This window comes from Vibrio sp. YIC-376 (genome assembly GCF_052353105.1).
GTDB lineage: Bacteria > Pseudomonadota > Gammaproteobacteria > Enterobacterales > Vibrionaceae > Vibrio.
In genome coordinates, this window is record NZ_JBBWFK010000020.1 from 37,891 (window position 1) to 56,761 (window position 18,871).

The 18,871-nt window shown below is 44.7% G+C and carries 17 protein-coding genes; 7 read left to right on the plus strand and 10 right to left on the minus strand.

The annotated features are described in order from the left end of the window. Window positions 1–8: 8 nt before the first annotated feature. Window positions 9–887, minus strand: a complete 879-nt coding sequence (eutC, locus tag WJM94_RS22400; RefSeq protein ID WP_444496385.1) for an ethanolamine ammonia-lyase subunit EutC — start codon at window positions 885–887, stop codon at window positions 9–11. After that, window positions 880–2,292 (minus strand): ethanolamine ammonia-lyase subunit EutB, encoded by a 1,413-nt coding sequence (locus WJM94_RS22405; protein WP_444496386.1) that lies wholly within the window; start codon window positions 2,290–2,292, stop codon window positions 880–882. The genes eutC and WJM94_RS22405 overlap by 8 nt, the downstream gene beginning before the upstream one ends. 198 nt (window positions 2,293–2,490) lie before the next feature. Here WJM94_RS22405 and WJM94_RS22410 point away from each other — a divergent pair, with 198 nt between their 5' ends. Continuing rightward, window positions 2,491–3,447: a helix-turn-helix domain-containing protein gene (locus WJM94_RS22410; RefSeq protein ID WP_444496401.1), complete on the plus strand. Its 957-nt coding sequence runs from the start codon at window positions 2,491–2,493 to the stop codon at window positions 3,445–3,447. Between the two features lie 152 nt (window positions 3,448–3,599). Here the strand turns inward: WJM94_RS22410 and WJM94_RS22415 are convergent, their stop codons facing one another. Further along, on the minus strand, window positions 3,600–4,463 hold the full coding sequence (locus WJM94_RS22415) for a LysR family transcriptional regulator (RefSeq protein ID WP_444496387.1): 864 nt from the start codon (window positions 4,461–4,463) through the stop codon (window positions 3,600–3,602). Between the two features lie 103 nt (window positions 4,464–4,566). On the opposite strand from WJM94_RS22415, the gene WJM94_RS22420 reads away from it, so the two are divergent. Together WJM94_RS22420 and WJM94_RS22425 are read left to right on the plus strand one after the other, a co-directional pair. Beyond that, entirely contained in the window at window positions 4,567–5,178 is a 612-nt protein-coding gene (locus WJM94_RS22420; RefSeq protein WP_444496388.1) for a LysE family translocator, read from the plus strand. 448 nt (window positions 5,179–5,626) lie between these two features. Continuing rightward, the gene (locus tag WJM94_RS22425; RefSeq protein WP_444496389.1) at window positions 5,627–5,977 is read left to right on the plus strand and encodes a rhodanese-like domain-containing protein; all 351 of its coding nucleotides are present in this window, start codon (window positions 5,627–5,629) and stop codon (window positions 5,975–5,977) included. A 65-nt stretch (window positions 5,978–6,042) separates the two neighbouring features. Here WJM94_RS22425 and WJM94_RS22430 read toward each other — a convergent pair whose 3' ends face one another. From WJM94_RS22430 to WJM94_RS22445, 4 genes are all read right to left on the minus strand, one after another. After that, complete coding sequence (locus WJM94_RS22430; protein ID WP_444496390.1) at window positions 6,043–6,441, minus strand: GFA family protein; 399 nt, start codon at window positions 6,439–6,441, stop codon at window positions 6,043–6,045. A 205-nt stretch (window positions 6,442–6,646) separates the two neighbouring features. Further along, window positions 6,647–6,910, minus strand: a complete 264-nt coding sequence (locus WJM94_RS22435; protein ID WP_444496391.1) for a DUF3012 domain-containing protein — start codon at window positions 6,908–6,910, stop codon at window positions 6,647–6,649. Window positions 6,911–7,099: 189 nt separating this feature from the next. Next, a complete protein-coding gene (fni, locus tag WJM94_RS22440; protein ID WP_444496392.1) occupies window positions 7,100–8,119 on the minus strand; it encodes a type 2 isopentenyl-diphosphate Delta-isomerase in 1,020 nt (339 codons plus the stop codon). Between the two features lie 219 nt (window positions 8,120–8,338). Next, complete coding sequence (locus WJM94_RS22445) at window positions 8,339–10,138, minus strand: cation:proton antiporter (RefSeq protein ID WP_444496393.1); 1,800 nt, start codon at window positions 10,136–10,138, stop codon at window positions 8,339–8,341. Window positions 10,139–10,520: 382 nt separating this feature from the next. Here WJM94_RS22445 and WJM94_RS22450 point away from each other — a divergent pair, with 382 nt between their 5' ends. Further along, entirely contained in the window at window positions 10,521–13,220 is a 2,700-nt protein-coding gene (locus WJM94_RS22450) for a DUF2339 domain-containing protein (RefSeq protein WP_444496394.1), read from the plus strand. Between the two features lie 623 nt (window positions 13,221–13,843). Here WJM94_RS22450 and WJM94_RS22455 read toward each other — a convergent pair. Continuing rightward, on the minus strand, window positions 13,844–14,362 hold the full coding sequence (locus tag WJM94_RS22455) for an NUDIX hydrolase (protein WP_444496395.1): 519 nt from the start codon (window positions 14,360–14,362) through the stop codon (window positions 13,844–13,846). 253 nt (window positions 14,363–14,615) lie between these two features. On the opposite strand from WJM94_RS22455, the gene WJM94_RS22460 reads away from it, so the two are divergent. Both WJM94_RS22460 and WJM94_RS22465 read left to right on the plus strand, forming a co-directional pair. Then, a complete protein-coding gene (locus tag WJM94_RS22460) occupies window positions 14,616–14,876 on the plus strand; it encodes a putative hemolysin (RefSeq protein WP_444496396.1) in 261 nt (86 codons plus the stop codon). 23 nt (window positions 14,877–14,899) lie between these two features. Then, entirely contained in the window at window positions 14,900–15,040 is a 141-nt protein-coding gene (locus WJM94_RS22465) for a hypothetical protein (RefSeq protein ID WP_444496397.1), read from the plus strand. On the opposite strand, the gene WJM94_RS22470 is transcribed toward WJM94_RS22465, so the two are convergent. Next, window positions 15,030–15,878 (minus strand): YdcF family protein, encoded by an 849-nt coding sequence (locus tag WJM94_RS22470; RefSeq protein ID WP_444496398.1) that lies wholly within the window; start codon window positions 15,876–15,878, stop codon window positions 15,030–15,032. The genes WJM94_RS22465 and WJM94_RS22470 overlap by 11 nt on opposite strands. A gap of 155 nt (window positions 15,879–16,033) precedes the next feature. On the opposite strand from WJM94_RS22470, the gene WJM94_RS22475 reads away from it, so the two are divergent. Beyond that, window positions 16,034–17,404, plus strand: coding sequence for an L-serine ammonia-lyase (locus tag WJM94_RS22475; protein WP_444496399.1), 1,371 nt, complete (start codon window positions 16,034–16,036; stop codon window positions 17,402–17,404). Window positions 17,405–17,456: 52 nt separating this feature from the next. On the opposite strand, the gene WJM94_RS22480 is transcribed toward WJM94_RS22475, so the two are convergent. Further along, the gene (locus WJM94_RS22480; RefSeq protein WP_444495679.1) at window positions 17,457–18,830 is read right to left on the minus strand and encodes an IS4 family transposase; all 1,374 of its coding nucleotides are present in this window, start codon (window positions 18,828–18,830) and stop codon (window positions 17,457–17,459) included. Window positions 18,831–18,871: the final 41 nt, after the last annotated feature.

The following is an 18,871-nucleotide window of genomic DNA, read 5'->3' on the forward strand; positions in this document are numbered from 1 at the left end:
AAATCCCTCTACATTTTAGAAATTAAGAAATTGTTGTTGTGTTTGTCTTCGAGGCTGCCACCACTCTCTTCATCAATGGCTGAACGGTCTTTTAAGTTCACGCCTGAGAGTTGTAGTTTTCTCGCCTCTTTAAGCAAATAGAATGCGCGCTGACAGGCATCGTCATAGTTGAGCCCCTGCGGTCGCACATTAGAAATACAGTTTCGGTCGGAGTCCTTCGACCCACGCTTTGCTCCCCAAGTGAGGTACATACCCATACTGTCTGGAGAAGTAAGTCCTGGTCTTTCTCCAATCAGAACCAGCACGGCTTTGGCATTAAGGCACTCGCCAACATCATCACCGACAGCCACTCGTCCCTGCTTAACTACAGTAATCGGTGCCAGGTTCCACTGATGGTCATTGTCAGCGCTCATTAAGGAAACTAAACGACTGATAACTGGCACGGCGTGGTTTTGAATCGCGACAGAAGAAAGTCCATCCGCCACAACGATCGCTAAATCCAGTTCCGCATTATGTTCCTTGGTGATCGCTTCAAGTTTTTGCCATGAAGCATCATTAAGCTGACGGCCTAAATCTGGTCTCTGCAAGTACATGAATCTATCTGTTACCTTGCTTGATACAACGACAGGTGGCTCGAGCGTATATTTGAGAATGGAGTACGAATCGGATAACTGTGTGACCAAAGAATCGACATTTAACGAACAATGAACCGCGTCCATCGCTTGAGCGTGATCCAACTGAAAAGACAGTAATTCATCCGTCGGTACACTGTTTCCACTGCGACCTAAAGCGATGCGAGCAGAAGTAAACTCACGTAGTTTGTCCCAAGGATTTCGTGTCACCACTTTCGTTAATGAACACTCAGAAATAGACACTACTTTACCCATGAGAACGCCCCTTATTCAGTTGTGCAATAGCCCCTGCGAATGAGCCAGAAACGCGGTCATTTAAACGAACTTCGTTTACATCTTCGAAAATTTGCATCTCCATTAACCACTGTTCGAACTCAGGAGCAGGCTTCAGACCTAATACTTTTCTTGCGTATAACGCGTCATGGAACGACGTGGTTTGATAGTTGAGCATGATGTCATCAGACCCCGGAATGCCCATGATGAAAGAACACTCTGCAACGCCTAACAGCGTGAGGAGGTTATCCATATCATTCTGATCCGCGTAAGCGTGGTTGGTGTAGCAGATATCGCATCCCATCGGCAGCCCAAGAAGCTTGCCACAGAAGTGATCTTCCAAGCCGGCACGAATGATCTGTTTGCCATCAAACAAGTATTCTGGGCCTATGAAACCAACCACCGTGTTCACCAACAAAGGATCAAACTGTCTTGCCACAGCATAAGCACGAGTCTCACAGGTTTGCTGATCTACGCCATGAAAAGCATTAGCCGACAGTGCGGTGCCCTGACCTGTCTCGAAATACATCACGTTATTACCGACTGTGCCTCGGTTAAGTGACAATGCCGCTTCCTGCGCCTCTTTCAAGATGGCTAAGTTGATACCAAATGTGTCGTTAGTGCCTTGCGTACCACCAATTGACTGAAAAACCAGATCGACAGGTGCACCCATCTCGATCGCCTCAATCGTGTTAGTTACGTGAGTCAAAACGCAAGACTGGGTAGGGATTTGATAGTGCTGAATAACCTCATCCATCAACTTCATCAGTTTGACAGCCTGAGGTACGTTGTCTGTCGCCGGGTTAATACCAATAACCGCATCACCGTTGCCGTACATCAGTCCATCAAAAATCGTCGCGGCAATGCCGTTGAGAGAATCTGTCGGATGGTTTGGCTGCAAACGAGTAGATAAGCGGCTCGGTAAACCGATGGTGTTTCGAAAAGCAGTGACAACCTGGCACTTTTTCGCAACAAGAATAAGATCTTGATTGCGCATGATTTTACTGACCGCCGCAACCATCTCCGGTGTTAAACCGGGACGAATCTTAGCCAAAGTAACACCGTCTGCCTGCTCACTCAGCAGCCAGTTGCGAAAATCCCCAACGGTCAGGTGCTCTATGGGTTTAAACGCTTCACGGTCGTGCGTATCGATAATTAAGCGTGTGATTTCGTCACTTTCATAAGGAATCACCACTTCATTAAGAAAAGTTTTTAGTGGCAGCTCAGACAAGGTCATTTGAGCGACCACGCGTTCAGCAGCCGACTCTGCGCTCACCCCTGCTAACGCATCCCCAGAGCGTTCCGGTGTTGCCTTCGCCATCAAGTCTGCCAACGACTCAAAGGTGTACACCTTACTTCCTTGTTGTCGACGATAAGTTGCGGTCATGAATCTTCCCCTTGAACTACATGGTTCAGTTTTTGCAATTTTTTGCTGATAGTTCTATAAGTCTCTATGGGGAATAAAGCGAAATGCATTCCTGATGATTATCAAAAATCGGCAATGTTGAAAAATTACTAATAAACAATTAGTTAAAACCTCATTGCTCTAATTTGATTCAAACAACAGGCATCGGAAGTAATTATGATGAATGATGGATCGAACCAAATTGCACCTAAGTTGTGCACGCATCCCACAAAAGATGCAAACCAGCAGGCAGCAAGTCTTGTTAATTGGCAGCAGGAATACGACCAAATCAGTAATGGCCGTTTCCTCGGTCAGATAAGAGAGCGTCGCTTCTCCAGTGTTCATGTGTTTCGTGAAGACAGTAATCGCGCCCTTAGACAACAATGCCGTATCGAAGAAGGCGGACTCTGGTTAGGGCTAAGTGCAGAAGATAAGCCGCTGCACATCAATCATTCACAACTTGCTGCTGACAAGCTTCTACTTCGCCAAGGAGGAGAGGATTTCGAGCTGATTACGCCAGAAGCGTTTTCAATTTATGGTATGGTGCTCAAGCAAGATTTTGTTCAACTGATCAAAGAGCAACTCGAACTGGATGCAATTAAAGGGCAGGAACTGTGTTTATCTGGCTTAAGCGAACACCACATTCAACGACTCAAGTATTACTTAGGGATACTGCTCGATCCCAACCAAACACGGTGGTCATGTGAAACGCATCAATCTGTCGTCAAAGATGTCCTGATCGAGCTCTTTTCTATAAATGTACAGGCTTTAAGCTCACATCAGGAAATATCGTCAAGCGCTACCACTCAACGACAGGTTGTGATGAAACGCATCAGACAATTCTTGGAAAGTCAGGATTACAGTACCCCAATTACCGTGAGTGAACTTTGTAACGCAGTGCATGTGAGTAGAAGAACTTTGCAATATACGTTTGAAGCTTGTTGCGATACTTCCCCTAAACAGTTCATTCATCGAATGCGACTGAATCAAATACGCCGGATTCTTCAGGATCCACAAGACACTCGTAACATCGCAGAGATAGCCTTTGATTTCGGCTTTTTTCATCTCGGCCAATTCAGCCAAAGCTACAAGCAACTGTTTGGTGAAACACCAACAGAAACGAGGCTGAATCACTAAGTTGATAAGGCACTTAACTAAAGTGAGTAGTCACTTTCTTCTTGATTACTGCGATGGATAGGTATGCGTTTGTGCATTCTTGTGGCGAGGAGTTCAGAACTCTCCACTCTAAGAAACGAACAGGCGTTACCAGCTAAGGCTTTGATTTCTCATTAAGATGGTACGCATTCAGTCATCTGTTCTTGCAACCAAACCACAAATTTACGCTCTAGCTCAGTTAGAGACTTGTTTTGACTGAGTAATACATAATCGTGCCCTGATAAAATGAAGCCAAAAGGAGCAATCAGATTGCCACGCTTAAGATCGTCCATCACCAAAGGATAAGATCCCATTGCTGCGCCCAGGCCATCAACCGCGGCTTGAATACAAAAGTAAAAGTGGGCAAAAGTCTGCTGTGCATTCTCGCTCATTTCCTGATGTTCAGCATTCATCATCCATGCTTGCCAAGCAACCGGTCTTGTTTGGCTGTGTAATAACTTAACTGTGCTCAAGTCTTGTTTGACTTGCTTCCAATAGCTTGGGGAAAAAACAGGACCCACCCACTCTTCTGCCAACGCCGTTTTCGGATAATCATGCAGTGGTTCAAAATCATCACGACGAATCGCCATCGAAAGCCCTGTTGAACCCAGCGTTACAGGCCCCCCAGCTGTAGACAAACGAACATCCGCCTCACACCCTTCGTTGAAGGCAGACAGCCGTGGCATCAGCCAGCGCATTGTTAAGGTTGGCTCACATGACACTTCTAGGTATTGATGCCGCTCTTGCCGCAATTTACTCACGCCATTTTCCAACGCTTGAAAGGCTTGCTGAGTGTAACCTTTTAGCATTTCTCCTTCTTTAGTGAGGAATACGTTCCGACCTTGCTTGTAAAACAGTGGCTGTTCGAGATAGCTCTCTAATACTTTGATCTGTTTACTCACTGCGCCATGCGTAATGTTTAGCTTGTTCGCCGCTTCACTAAAGCTGGATGAAGATGCCGCAACGTGAAAAATATGAAAGGATTTTAGGTGCCTCATGTGTGAATTTTTCTCACAAGTAACAGAATTTGTTTCGATTATAGTCTTCGAGTTATCAGCCTACAATTGCTCCGTCTATAACAACAAATAAACAGGAGTCTTCATGGAGCTGTTCAGCCTTGCCTTACTAGGTATACTTATCGTTATTAGTCCCGGAGCCGATTTTGTTTTGGTACTTAACAACAGTCTCAATCAAGGCAGACGTGCTGGCATTTGGAGTGCCATCGGTATTAGCCTCGCTATCTCGGTACACATCACCTATTCCTTGCTCGGTATCAGTTACTTAATTTCACAAAATGAATGGTTGTTTAGCTTGATTCGTTACTTAGGTGCTACTTATCTGGTGTACCTGGGATTAAAAGGCCTCTTTGGATCATCGTCACATCAAGTCAAGGAGCAAACCCAACATGAAAACGCTCCGGTTTGGCAGTTCTTTTTTCAAGGTTTTCTATGTAATGCCCTTAACCCCAAAACTATGTTGTTTTTCTTGAGTATTTTTAGTCAAGTGATCAATGCAGATGCGGATAACCAAAACAGTGCTCTGCTCTATGGGATCTACATGATTGTGTTGCATGGTATCTGGTTCTCAATGGTGGCAATACTGTTTACATCGCCACACTTACAGAGGCTATTACTCAAGGTGAAACATCGATTAAATCAAGCTTGCGGTGCTGGATTGATCCTATTCGGCGCTATGCTTGGGTTGAAATCATAAAAATGGCAATGTTGGATATGTGACATCAAGGAATGAAATAACTGAGAAATGGGTTAAAGCGAATCCACATAGATATTAGCGTTGCCTTAACGCCTACTTAATTACTAACGGTTAACGATGTTATATATCAAGCTCTAGGTCCACTACATGGTTAGTGATCATCGCTTCAGTGGTAATTATCAAGCCAGCGATACCCATTTCTACTTTGCTGACAATAGGGAATTTTATAGCAGGAATAACAGGCTATTCGCTTGTGATGAAAGTCATAAGGCCTAAAAATTGGAGTTCAAGGGGTATTTGGTAGAGATTGTTATGGCTTTAATAGAATTCTCTATCAATAAATTTCTGTTCACCAAGTCCAACATTGGGTCTATGATGATAAGTCACACAGGGCAGTGAACATCATAGCCTTATGAATTAATTAGAAATTTGAGAGGGTGATTGGACAATGAAAAAGGTAATTTCTCTACTTCTCGCGACCATCTGCGTTGGTTTAATGTCGCCAATGACTTTTGCCTCAGAACGAGCGGAAAAAGGGTGGCAGTTGATTGAACAGGGTGCAATGATCGTCGATGTCAGAACACCACAAGAGTTCTCTCAAGGTCACCTGGACAACGCCGTTAACTTTCCGCTTTCAGAAATAGACAAGCATTTTAAAGACATCAATAAGGATCAATTGATCGTTCTGTACTGCCGGAGTGGCAACCGCTCAAGTCAAGCGTATCAGTATCTTCAGTCGCAGGGATTTACGAATCTGCACAACGCGGGCGGTTTTGAAGAACTTCAAAACGCTCAGTAACAGGCAAACATACAAACAGAGCGCATCGTTATTGCGCTCTGTCCAACGTGACATCTCCTAAAACACTACTTCGGCCCTTCTTCGTACTGAGTCAGGTTGTCCGATATCTCATGCCAAGGCGCTTTTGAGGCCACAAAAATATGAAATGTTGGCTTGTGAGAAGGCGCATCGTCCAGAATGCCCATTCGAAGGTTTATAATACCGTTATTCTTTTTCGAATAGAGACTCGAACCACACTGACGGCAAAAGCACAGCTCGGTATTCTCGCTTTTTTGATAAGACTGAATATGTTCTTTACCTTCAGTGATTAACAGTTTATCCAGCGCGATACCGCCAGCTGAAGAGTAGTCAGAACCAGTAAATTTTCGACATTCAGAACAGTGGCAGTTCCCCATGTACTTAAATTCATCTGCCACTTCTAACTTTACTTTGCCGCACAAACATGAGCCTTTTAGTACTTTCATAAGAGTCCCTTTTTATATTGTAAGAACGTAACTTTTGCCTCAAGACAGAATGCTACTGATTTAATATAAATAAAAGACGAGCAAGACAGGTTTGCAAAAATAAAATGAGGATGTCGGGACGTTCAAACAGTGGAAACTTACCGATACAAAAAAACCAAGCAATCAGCTTGGCTTTTCGATTAACCCATTGAGCTTTTTGGCTCAATTAGAAAATACAGTGCTTGGTGAAACTTGACGCTTCGTTCGCCGTCCAGTCACCTTTTGGTTTCTCTTTAAGGTCTTTACACCATTGCTCACTACCCACACCATCTTGAAGAACACAGTGTTTAGCAAAATCCATAGCATTATCTGTTGTCCATTCCGTCTTAGGTTTGTCTCGCATGTCGTTACACCAACTTTCGGTGCCAACCTCATCACTACAAGCCGTTAAAGCCGCAGACGCCAACAGTAGCATTACCAGTTTTTTCATAAGATTTAGGTTCCAGTTTCATATAATGTTCTAAGCAATCAACGTCAAGATGTTGCAATCAAAGATCATTTCTTAGTCCAGCATCCTGAAGCGACTTTTGTACAAACTATAACTAAATTATTAGTCTACGTGTTAAGACACCGAAAATTAATCGGATTTTACGCTGTAAAAAGACGCATAACAGATCGGTTATAGACGCTTAGCTTTAGTCAATGAGAAGAGATTCACAGATCCAGTTCCAAAACACGCCACGCGTAATTCTAGTGCCATCTGTTCAAAATGTTCGATGACTTCTTCAGTGCTGATCGTCGCGGCTTTGAGTACTGCGCCCGCTTGGCCGATTAAGTTTGCACCTAAATGGATTGCTTTCGCTGCTTCGAGCCCATTGTGCACGCCGCCCGATGCAATCAAAGGCAACGTTGGGTATTGCGCGCGAATTTGCTCAATACATCGAGCGGTTGGTATACCCCAGTCTCGAAACAGCTCGGCGGCACGCTTCATACGAACATCATCCTGGCAATAACCTTCGACAGCACTCCAACTGGTACCGCCTGCCCCGGCGACATCGATAGCATTTACGCCAGCTTCCACTAACCGCAATGCAATAGACTTACTGATGCCAAACCCGACTTCCTTGACGATGATTGGAACGTTCACCCGTGATTTAAGTTGCTCTATCGCATGGAGGGCACCTATCCAGTTATGGTCTCCATTTTTCTGAAAGGCTTCCTGCATTGGATTAAGATGAACAATCAACGCATCCGCCTGAATCGCGTCTACAGCGCGCTGGGCATTGTCCAAGTTAGCTTTATCACGCAGTTGCGCTGCACCAAGGTTGGAATACAGTGGAACATCTTTCGCCAAATCGCGTATCGTTCTACCTAATCCTGAATGCAAACTTTGCTCTAGGCTGATACGTTGCGAGCCTACGCCCATCGCAATTCCTAATTCACGAGCGGCTTCAGCCAGGCGGCAGTTAATCGCTTCTGCATCTTTCGCTCCGCCAGTCATCGAACTAATCAAAAAAGGCAAAGCTAATCTGCGGCCCAAGAACTCGGTCGATAAGTCGATGGCATTAAAGTCACATTCTGGCAACGCACAGTGCTCAAACTCGATCGACTCGAAGCCCGCCGTTTTGTTCTTCATGCTCATGTCATGATGTAAAACAGCGTCTAGATGTAAATCTTTTCGGTTAGATTGCGGAGCCATAATGTCACCCTAAAGTAAAACAGTCGCGCAGTATTGCGATCCTTACCAATAACGTCAATGCGAAATTTCTGAAATGACCACAATACTTTTTTAAATGCTCTGGCGATCTTGATTTACTCTCGAAAACTCTCGCCTCGTGTTTAAAACAAATAAGGCCAGTTGCTTTTGTAAGCTTGGATAACAAATTGGCAGTATGCCAAATCGAGCGAATGTAAAATGCTATTGGATATTTTCTGCCATAACCATTGAAACAATCGTACTGGTGTTGCCCGGTGTAAATTGCTCGGGGTCATCACAGAAGTGAATTTTGCCCTTTTCCTCCACATGAAAGAGCGGAATGAGCAGATTATTCTTATGGTGTGCCAAATAATCCTGATAAGTGAAATTGTCACTTAGCTTGGTATGTTTGATTTCTGCTCCACGGCTCAACAAACTCGCCAATTGGCTATAACTGACGTTTCCACCCATCAGTAATCTGCCATGATACTCTTGGGCAACAGAATGCTTTTCACTGCCATTGCCGTTTGTCTTCGCTTTTTGCAAACAATGCACTTTATCTTCGCCAAACTCACCGACAAACTGCATGCAGGCCATAATGTTGAAATGTTGGTCTGGCGTCAGAGCAACAACCTGACCAATACCAATTAAGTTAAGATTGTCATCTGCATGGCTGGAAATAGGATTGCCATAGTAATAATCCAACCCCAGCATCCGTACCTGGCTGATGTATTCCCAGTTAGAGTCTGTCAAAAGTACGCGTCGGTCATAACGCGCCAGCGCCTGACCAATCTCTCTCGCGACTCGGTTTGCACCGATCAACAGGAAACCTCTTGGTGCGGCTTCTGCCACCCCTAATGCAATCGCTACTGGTCGAGCGGTTGCACTTTGCAATACGACGGTTCCGATGATCACCATAAACGTCATAGGCACGAGTAAACTAGCTCCATTGACACCGTATTCCGTCAATTTAATGGCAAACAGGGATGATATCGATGCGGCAACAATACCGCGCGGAGCAACCCATGAGAGAAACAGCTTATCTTTTAGACTTAAGTTGCTCCGCATGGTGGAAAGAAAGATCGATAACGGGCGAGAGACCAGCTGCATAAATACAAACAGGATCAGAGCTCCACTGCCAAGCGCAGTAAAATCATCCAGGCTGATACGAGCGGCTAAGAAAATAAACAAGCCGGTAATGAGCAAAATAGTCAGGTGCTCTTTGAAGTGCAGAATCTGTTGGATATTAATGTCTTTCGCGTTGGCAAGCCACATCCCCATCACCGTCACCGTCAGTAATCCGGCCTCCGACTCGATATGGTTGGAAACAGAGAATACACCGAGCACGACCATCAGAACGGAAAACGGTTGCAAGTATTCCGGCAACCAGCCTCGACGTAGCACCGTGGAAACCGCCGCGCCCGATACGACACCCAGAATCACACCAACCGCGATAATCGTCGCGAATACTTCGATACTATTTACCGCACTGTGCGACACGATAAATTCGTAGACCATGACCACGAACAGAGCACCAAGTGGATCAATTAAGATCCCTTCCCAACGCAGAATATTAGCGAGAGTGCTGTTTGGCCTTACCGTTCGGAGCAAGGGAACAATGACTGTCGGCCCCGTAACGACCGTCAAACTGCCGAACAGCATTGCTAACTCCCACGTGAAGTCCAAAAAATAATGGGTCGCTACACTGGTCAAGGCCCAAGAGGTAATGGCCCCGATAGAGACAATACTCCACACCGAACCACTGACTCCGCGAATTTCTTTGAAGTTTAAAGTTAGGCTTCCTTCGAAAAGAATAACCGCCACGGCAAGAGAGACCAGAGGAAAGAGTAAATTTCCTAATATGTCATCCGGCTTCAGCCACTGCATAAACGGGCCAACAATTAAGCCAGCCAAAAGCAAAAACAGTATGGCAGGCAAACGCAGCCGCCAAGCTAACCACTGACACCCCAGCCCTATGACCCCAACCGCTGACAATACCAGCGCTTCATTACCAACTTGCATCTATCGTCACCTATTTTTATCGTTGTTTTAGCGTAATCACGCCAGGCACAATCTTATTCCTTGAAATAATTAATATAGTTGAGTTCACGTTTACCCCGTCGGTTGACACAATAAAAATCATGCAAAAGATAAACATGATCCCCAAATTGCAGTGCAAGTTTAAGAACTCGATCGTTTTTAATCCTCACGACACTGACCTTAATACATTCGCCCTGTAGAATGCTCAAATCATGTATATCCTAAATTTTTATAATAATTTTAGGCGGAACCTAGCATCCCAACTCTCACAGGCATAGACCGTGGACTAAGCTTTAACGTAGGTGCTCAAAGTTAAGAATCCTCATTAGGGGTTAAAAAGAGACCAAGGATAGGGAGAAAGCACTTGTATACTTTTTTAGCGGTAATTATGGCGTTCTTTGCCTTACTGATTACCATCAGAGCAGTGAGTCGCATAGCAAAACTGGAAGATGAAATTAAACAACTCCGAAATGAGTTGTCTGACTTACGTTCGCGATTTTTAAGTCAGCGTGTCCAAACGGATTCGGAACAAGAGCCTCCTGCCCATATTACTGAACTATCTGATGCAAACGCATCGTACGCAGAAGAACAACTTAAGGCATCATCAACATATCAAACAGAATTCGACGACGCCGAACAATCTATACAAAAGCCAATACCTGCGTTTCAACAGGCACATCAGGACGAGATTCAAGTTGCGAGTTTAGCATCTGACACCGACAACCAATGGGAAAGCCAAACCAGAAACAAATGGGAAAGCCAAACCGAAAAATGGCTCTCCAGCCTTCAAGAAAACTGGTTAGTGTGGGTAGGTGCTCTTGCCATGCTTATAGGGGGCGGCTACTTGGTTCAGGTCATTGGTAGCCATATTGAGTTTTCACCACTTATGCGCGTCACCTTTGCTTTTGCGCTTTCATTTGCGATGATCCTTGTGGGCGAATGGTTTCACCGTAAAGAACAACACAGCCCCGAGAGAGCGCTACGTGCTCAGGGGTTCACTTATGTTCCGGCCGCCATTACCGGTACCGGCTTAACCGGTGTTTACTGTACCGTTATTTTTGCATTCGTTGTTTATCAAATGCTAACCCCGAGTGTGTCCCTTCTGATCTTGGCGGCAGCAGCATTTTCCAGCCTCGCGTTGTCATTACGTCAAGGTCCACTAATGGCCGTATTGGGCTTAGTTGGTGGTTACACTGCCCCCCTCTGGATAGGTGGAACTGACCCCGATTACTTCTTATTAGCTGGCTACATCAGTGCTATTTCCATCGCAGCCACCCTGTTAATGCAAACCGTTGGTCGTTCCTGGATCTCACCAAGCACTTCTATACCGCATACATTGTGGATGCTGGTACTGATTGAAAGTATCCCGACAGAGAGTCTGTTCAGCTGGCTTTATATTTACTTATCCATCACTCTTTATCTCATCTACGCGGTACCAAGGCTGGGGTGGAAGCTCAATCCTCGTTTTCACCATTGTCAGGATAAATGGACAAACCCGCCAATCATCACCTCTCTTGCGGTCGCCTTACTAACGTTTTCCGCTATAACGCGAATGTCTGAGATCAACGTGTTGCAAATGGCTTATTGCTATACAGTGCTCGTCGCTGCGATCTGGTTACCAGCCGTACGCAAAGGTTGGTCAATGCGAGTTTTTCTGCCATCCATACTGGTCTCTGCAACCGCCATCTTGGTCATTTCTGTCGCTTTTGACATGCTCTATATGTCACAGAGCGAGGCAAGCATTCTACTCGCATTGGCGTCCAGTATTTTGTTGATCAGTTTAAGAACCTACAGCCAGAGTCTCTATGACCGTTCTCAGATGAGCGGCATATTATTGCTAACCTTAGCTCCGTCGATGACATTAATCGCACTGTTTTACACGCACGAACTTATGCGGAGTTACGCTTGGTATTGGACATTTTTCGCTACTTTAGTCACGGTTTTCTATGTCTACCTAGGCCTGCGTCTTAAACAACTGGCTTACGAATGTTCAGCTGTCGCCCATGCCATTGTCGCTGGATGCGCTTTTGTGTGGTTAAGTGATACCTGGCTAACCACTGCGATTTCTGTACAAGTGGCAATAATGGCGTTGCAGATTCAGTCAGGATACTTTCGCCCGGCCAGTTGGGCGGTCAAAGTCATGATGGGCACATTGGTCATCCGCCTGACCTTGTTGCCATTTATTCCAGAATGGCAACCTGTCGAAACCGGCCACTGGGCTTGGGCATTGCTGAGTTATCTACCAGCGCTAATCATTCTCGCGTATGCTCGATCCGTATTACTAAGAGTGGATTCCGAGATCGCCAATTGGTTTGAAGGTGCTTTCCTGCATGTCTTTTTAATGGCGCTTTTCACGCAGACGAATTACTGGCTAACTGGCCAATACGGCTACTTAGGTCACATCGACTTTACCAGTTTAGTCGTCTTTGCCAACCAAGCGCTGGTCATGGGCTTGGTATACAGCTACCGCAGTCAGTTCGCACAGCAACTCACTCAGATTTATCAGCTTTACAGTTACCTGTTGTGGGGTGCATTTGTTTTGATGATCCTGGTACTCAACACCATTGATTCACCATTAAACGTTGATAACGTTTCCGCACAAGCGATACCGATTTTCAACATGTTAAGTCTAGGTTGGCTATTACCGGCGGGTATCCTTATTGTAACGGTAGCTAAACGTTGGAATACCCTGGGAATTCACCGACATGTTGTCGCCAGTATAGGATTTACACTCGCGGCAATATGGTTAGGTATGTCAATTCGACAGTTTTGGCAAACAAGTTCCATGACTCTATATCAGCCAACCAGTATGGCGGAACTGTTTAGTTACTCAGTGGCGGGTTTAATTGTAGGAGGCATACTGACATGGACTGGCGCGATGCATAAGGCTATGACTGTACAACGTATCGGGCTAATTATATTAGCGTGCGTTGCGCTAAAAGTCTTCCTATGGGATGTTCGGTCTCTGGATGGTTTCTGGAGAGCGATAAGCTTCCTCGGCTTAGGCGCTTCCTTGATTGCACTGGGGTGGTTATTCCAGAAGCTTCATCGCTCAATCGCATAGACTTCTATACCTTAACTAACAACCTAGATTCCCGACTGCGCTCATCTGTCGCTTTCGGGAATGACGCTTTTCTTGTTTGCGGGCAATACGTGTCCATATTCATTATTCGACTTTAGTTGACGTCCGCCATTAGCAAATCTGTGATAAAAAATCTTCAACGTAAGTAATGTCAGAACAGCGTCAATTCACAAGACCTCGATCTGCAAATTTAATAACTCGTGATCTCGATACAAGCGTGTGCATAAAAGTTAAGGTATTGTATCTCATAGATAAGAAAGAGTAGTGGTTTACTGATAATAATCCAAATTATGCTTGCCATCGGATAGATATGCATCTCATCACTGATGCAAAACAAGCTGAAATACAATAGTTAGACCAATTAATCATTTACATACCAAAGATGAAACGGCTATTGTTCTATTAATTTGAAACAAAATTCAAAATACCGAGATGACGCTTCGCTTGCGCGTCTGGAATAAGTCCGGGTTCCGGGGGGGAGCTCGGACTTTTTTATTAAATGGATGCTGTAGTGTTTAGATGAGACGCCAATCTACAGCACCCCACTCTCACCCGTTGAATCAACCAGTCAATCTCTTACGCAATTTTTGAAAATTTAAGAGAAATTAAAGTAGCTCTTTAGCTATTAGATGCAATAAAAAGGTTTCTCTCTCAATGCTCATCCCTTTTTTCGGACTCTCTGCCATCGTGCTTTCATTGTGAGCAATTGCCTCGTGGATGTTCATCCAGACTGGACGCATTCCATTCTTGACTTCGTAATCTTCGTAAGACGTCTCGCCTAACTCACGATCAATTTTACAGGTGTAGCAGTAAGAGATCATATGCATCACGTCGGCATCATCTTTGTACCAAGGGCGAAACTCTTCGAAAATACCAAATGGTTTAATGCCGTGGATATTCTTAGCTCCAGTCTCTTCCTCTAGCTCACGGACCAGCCCTTCTATCACATCTTCGCCATCATCAATACCACCGCCAGGTAACGTGTAATCATGGTAACGCTCAGTGTAAAGCAGTAATACATCTTCCCCATCAAGCACGATGGCACGCGCGGCATTCCGCTTAAAAATGATTTTGTCATCTAGATGTTCGATATCTGGATGAATGGTTGATTTTAAGTGTCTCATCGAGAATTCCATTGTGAGTGCTTTGCGCGCATACTACCGAAATTATCTCTCTTTCCCAAGTTGCAATTCCGGCAAGCTCCTAAACTTCACGTTTCATGATCTGGATAGTTTAAGTCCCTAATAAGTCCATCTTATTGAAGTCACTGAATATAAATCTGTATGCCCTTCATACTTTTAACACCGAGAACACAATAACCTGCGAAAGTTGCCTATAATCAATACAATACTCGCTCATCCCATGCGGAGATCAAGAATGAAAAAGACAAGTTTAGTGATGGCTATGGCAGTGACAGCAGTACTTACTGGTTGTTCCACTTATGAAGGCGCAACTCGCTCGACGGAATACACATCTGCAGCAAACCCAGCTTCCGTGTACTGTGTTCAACAAGGTGGAGAGCTGGAAACCATAACTGAAAATGGTGAACGTGTAACTTACTGCATTCTTTCTGAAGATGAACGTGTTGAACAATGGGAATATTATCGTGATCACCATCAAGAAGGTGAAGATTACTAATAATCAAATCACGTCATTACGGTATGGGCAGCTTTTGGCGCTCTGTCTTGGATGCAAGCTACATCCGTGAAGTGAAAAATATCTCAGAAGAAGGGATAGAACTGCTGTGTTATAGCTTAATTGCGTTGAGCGCTTTCCGCACTCGTCGAGAAATCACAGCATAGACTCAGGATCGAGTGTTCGGTTAAGCAACGTTAATATTGGATGAAAGATATCTAACGCTTGTTCTACCAAGTCCAGATCACAATCAAAGGCCGTCATTTCGATGGCCTTTTTCATCTCTTCAATTTGCATGAGGATTTCATTTCCCAAAGGTAAAGTCAGCAGTTTCTCTAGCGCTGTTTGAGCAATAAGCAATGGTTTAGATCTTACGGCAGATAAATCTCTCGTAAATGCATCACCGATAACACCTTCCAGATAGACACGATAAGTGGTCAGTTCATCGAGCAGCAAGAACGCTTCAGCCAATGTCCCCCTATGAGGATAAGGAACGCGAATGTGCTGTTTGACATCCAATGAAACACTCAGTTCAAGCCCTCTGGAGGCACAACGTGATTTGAGCACTCTTAACAAGCCCTGTTCATCCATTAACGTTTGAATTTCTATGATTCTCTCAAGGTGATAATCGTTAGAAAGCAGCGTTACATTAATTGGTAATTGCTCAAGCGAGGAGGTGTTAAATAAACCGAAATCACATAGCATCTCCGCAGCGTTGTTCATGTTCTGTAAGGTATTGAGAGAGCGATTTTCGAGCAAAATATGACTTTCGGGAAATGGTATTGATCGCGATGAATTGAGTGTCTGAAAATAGCGAAACATCGCATCCGCTTCAGAAATGCTTTGCCCTTCCGTTTTGCCACCACAGAAAATAAGCGCCGTATTGTTCACAGGAAATGAATCAAGTGCATCCACCAACGCAGTTACCCGTGAAGCGCCTTCAGTACTCAATCGGTTATTAATGAGCCGCTTACCCAGAATGATGACAACATTATCTAACTTCATACTACGATCTCTATAAACCCTACTTGCTTCACAATGCATTCTAGTTGGCAAATATACAAAATTCTTCTTTGCCTTGTGCCTGCTACGCATTAACATCCGGTTAACAGCCATGTTCTAGAGGCCTATGAAAGGTCCAATGCTATAGGAAGTCAATTATGCTGTCGATTTTCGATATATTTAAGGTCGGTGTTGGTCCTTCAAGTTCCCACACCAACGGTCCAATGCTTGCGGGATTTAACTTTACTCAGTTACTTCAGGACTCTATGGCGAAAGTACACAGGGTACAAGTGGACTTGTATGGTTCGTTGTCACTGACTGGCCGAGGTCACCACACAGACAGAGCTACCGTTCTGGGGCTGATGGGCAACAAACCCGATACCATCAAAATGACCAGTGCAAAGAGCGCGCTGCAACATACTATTGAAAACAATACCTTATTGTTAGCAGGTACCCACGAAATTACCTTTAGCTACGATCATGACATCGTTTTTCATAGCGATAACCTACCTTTGCATGAAAACGGTATGACTATTACTGCGCTTGACGAATCTGGTGGCCAAGTTGCGTTTGAGATTTACTACTCCATCGGCGGCGGTTTTATTGCAACGGCTGATGAGTTGGAAAATGGCGCGAAACAAGCAGAGGTAGAGGTTCCTTACCCATTTTCTTCTGCAGACGAAATGCTGGAAAAGGCGGAAGCGAACGGCTTTAGTTTGGGCGGAATGATTCTTCAAAACGAACTGGCGTTTCGTGACGAAGAAGAGATCAACCAAAGAGCCGAGCAAATCTGGAAAGTCATGTCACTTTGCATGCAACGAGGGTTTGATACCGAAGGCATACTGGACGGTGGCCTCAATGTCACACGCCGTGCACCTAACCTTTTGAAAAAGTTGGAAGCCAACGCAGCGATAGAAAATGATCCAATGGAAATCATGGACTGGATCAACTTGTTCGCTTTCGCAGTTAGTGAAGAAAACGCAGCTGGTGGACAAGTGGTTACGTCGCCGACGAACGGTGCTGCTGGTGTCATTCCTGCAGTGTTGATGTACTACCACCGCTTCATAAAAGAACTCGACACCAAACAGCTCAAAGACTTCCTTGCTGTGGCTGGAGCAATAGGTATTTTATACAAAACCAATGCTTCAATTTCCGGCGCAGAAGTTGGTTGCCAGGGAGAGGTAGGCGTTTCCTCTTCTATGGCTGCTGCAGGATTAACTGCGTTGCGAGGTGGCAGCAATGAGCAAATCTGCATCGCGGCAGAGATAGCGATGGAACACTCGCTCGGCATGACATGCGATCCGATTGGTGGATTGGTTCAGGTACCTTGTATTGAGAGAAACGCGATGGGTGCAGTAAAAGCCATCAACGCTTCTCGCATGGCACTGAAGAGAACAAGCAAATGTCTGATATCTTTGGATAAGGTCATCGAGACCATGTACCAAACCGGCAAAGATATGAACAAGAAATACCGTGAAACGTCATTAGGTGGTTTAGCGCTTATCCATATGGCTCCACCGTGTGAATAAACTCGACTCTATCGTTCAAACAAAAAAAGCCAGCGACTCGCCTGTCTCTTGATCACAAGTCCTGTTCAAGAGACAGAGCGAGTTCGTAGCCTTCAAGGATGGCTTGTAGTTTTAGCCATCCTTCCCAGAGCGTTTTAACTGACGCTCTTCCATTTCTTTTACTGTCTTTCCAACCGCCAAGTCGTGCGAGATGTTCATAAGCCCATTTTGCAGTTGGTATTTCCTCTGGAAGTCGCGTCTTTATTCTTTTCACCCAAAGTAACTTCCAGGCTCTTGGGGACAAGATTTTTTCACAACTAATATCTTCAACTTGCTCATTGGCAAATTTCAACTGGAAGATCCTTACGGCTAAAAAAGCATAAATGGTCGCTAATCTATCTAAGTTATCTTTACTCTGTACTCGAAGCTCTTCAACTCCGGTCCCTTCACTTTTCCAGACCTTGTGATATTCCTCAATGAGCCAACGCTTCTCGTAGTAGGAGATGATTTTTAACGCCTCTTCCGCACTGTTTACGGGTTCATTCGTCAGAATGTGCCAGTTCAGTTTCTTGTCTTCATCTCCGGCCTCAGAGCAACCCACATAATTCAGGGAAATAGATTCACCTGTTTTATTCGAGGGGGGCGTCAATGTCACCGCCGCATATTTCACATCCAGTATGACTTCACGAGATTTACGACCACCTCTTTGAGCTATCTGGATTTGTCGTTGTTTAACACTTTTAAGTTCAGAGGCAAATTGATAAAGCTTATCTGGCCCTTCTTCTATGTGGCGACTCATCATTGACCGCACAACAAAACGTTGCTGGTTTGCCATTTTATAAATGAGATAGTCGTAGATGTCAGCTTCACGATCGCAAACCGATATCACGTTGGTCATGGCATCTCCTAAACGAGCTGCCATATTACGAGAAGCTCTTTCCCACTTATAACCTTCTTTTTCTTCATAAGGTCGCTTGAGGTGCTGGGAACGGATACCGCGAGTCTTGATGTCTCTCGTCCATCTCTGTTGTTCAATCAGACCAACAACGTCAAGAGTTTCAGGAGCAAACAACAAAATACTATGAGCAAGCAGACCACGATAACGGTTACCTTGGTTCACATGCCCTAAATCAGCTCGAATAGAGCGATGCTTGTAGCTTAAGGTGGTTGTATCTTCTATAGCGAGAAGGAGGGGGTAATGGTGAACTTGATTAGCTGTTGCATTAAAACCGGCTTCGGCAATATCGCCTGACGAAACATTATCGTTGCGAATAAATCGATAAGCTCCTTCCATGCTTGCTGGTGAGGGGGATGATTTTACTACCGATTTACCTGGATGTTGCGCTAAGTCTGAAGCCATTTTTACGAGTCTAGCCGTTCTTCTTGGGTCTCCCAGTTTAGCATGCCCAAATTGTTCTTCAGCCCAATCATTATTGCTTTTTATCATCTCAGGAATCCTCAACTAAGTCCGTTAAAGATCTGATCGTG

Excerpts from the sequence above, each read along its gene's own strand:
- eutC (WP_444496385.1), bottom strand. The coding sequence starts at position 887 with ATGGGTAAAGTAGTGTCTATTTCTGAGTGTTCATTAACGAAAGTGGTG.
- WJM94_RS22405 (WP_444496386.1), bottom strand. The coding sequence starts at position 2,292 with ATGACCGCAACTTATCGTCGACAACAAGGAAGTAAGGTGTACACCTTT.
- WJM94_RS22410 (WP_444496401.1), top strand. The coding sequence starts at position 2,491 with ATGAATGATGGATCGAACCAAATTGCACCTAAGTTGTGCACGCATCCC.
- WJM94_RS22415 (WP_444496387.1), bottom strand. The coding sequence starts at position 4,463 with ATGAGGCACCTAAAATCCTTTCATATTTTTCACGTTGCGGCATCTTCA.
- WJM94_RS22420 (WP_444496388.1), top strand. The coding sequence starts at position 4,567 with ATGGAGCTGTTCAGCCTTGCCTTACTAGGTATACTTATCGTTATTAGT.
- WJM94_RS22425 (WP_444496389.1), top strand. The coding sequence starts at position 5,627 with ATGAAAAAGGTAATTTCTCTACTTCTCGCGACCATCTGCGTTGGTTTA.
- WJM94_RS22430 (WP_444496390.1), bottom strand. The coding sequence starts at position 6,441 with ATGAAAGTACTAAAAGGCTCATGTTTGTGCGGCAAAGTAAAGTTAGAA.
- WJM94_RS22435 (WP_444496391.1), bottom strand. The coding sequence starts at position 6,910 with ATGAAAAAACTGGTAATGCTACTGTTGGCGTCTGCGGCTTTAACGGCT.
- fni (WP_444496392.1), bottom strand. The coding sequence starts at position 8,119 with ATGGCTCCGCAATCTAACCGAAAAGATTTACATCTAGACGCTGTTTTA.
- WJM94_RS22445 (WP_444496393.1), bottom strand. The coding sequence starts at position 10,138 with ATGCAAGTTGGTAATGAAGCGCTGGTATTGTCAGCGGTTGGGGTCATA.
- WJM94_RS22455 (WP_444496395.1), bottom strand. The coding sequence starts at position 14,362 with ATGAGACACTTAAAATCAACCATTCATCCAGATATCGAACATCTAGAT.
- WJM94_RS22460 (WP_444496396.1), top strand. The coding sequence starts at position 14,616 with ATGAAAAAGACAAGTTTAGTGATGGCTATGGCAGTGACAGCAGTACTT.
- WJM94_RS22465 (WP_444496397.1), top strand. The coding sequence starts at position 14,900 with ATGGGCAGCTTTTGGCGCTCTGTCTTGGATGCAAGCTACATCCGTGAA.
- WJM94_RS22470 (WP_444496398.1), bottom strand. The coding sequence starts at position 15,878 with ATGAAGTTAGATAATGTTGTCATCATTCTGGGTAAGCGGCTCATTAAT.
- WJM94_RS22475 (WP_444496399.1), top strand. The coding sequence starts at position 16,034 with ATGCTGTCGATTTTCGATATATTTAAGGTCGGTGTTGGTCCTTCAAGT.
- WJM94_RS22480 (WP_444495679.1), bottom strand. The coding sequence starts at position 18,830 with ATGATAAAAAGCAATAATGATTGGGCTGAAGAACAATTTGGGCATGCT.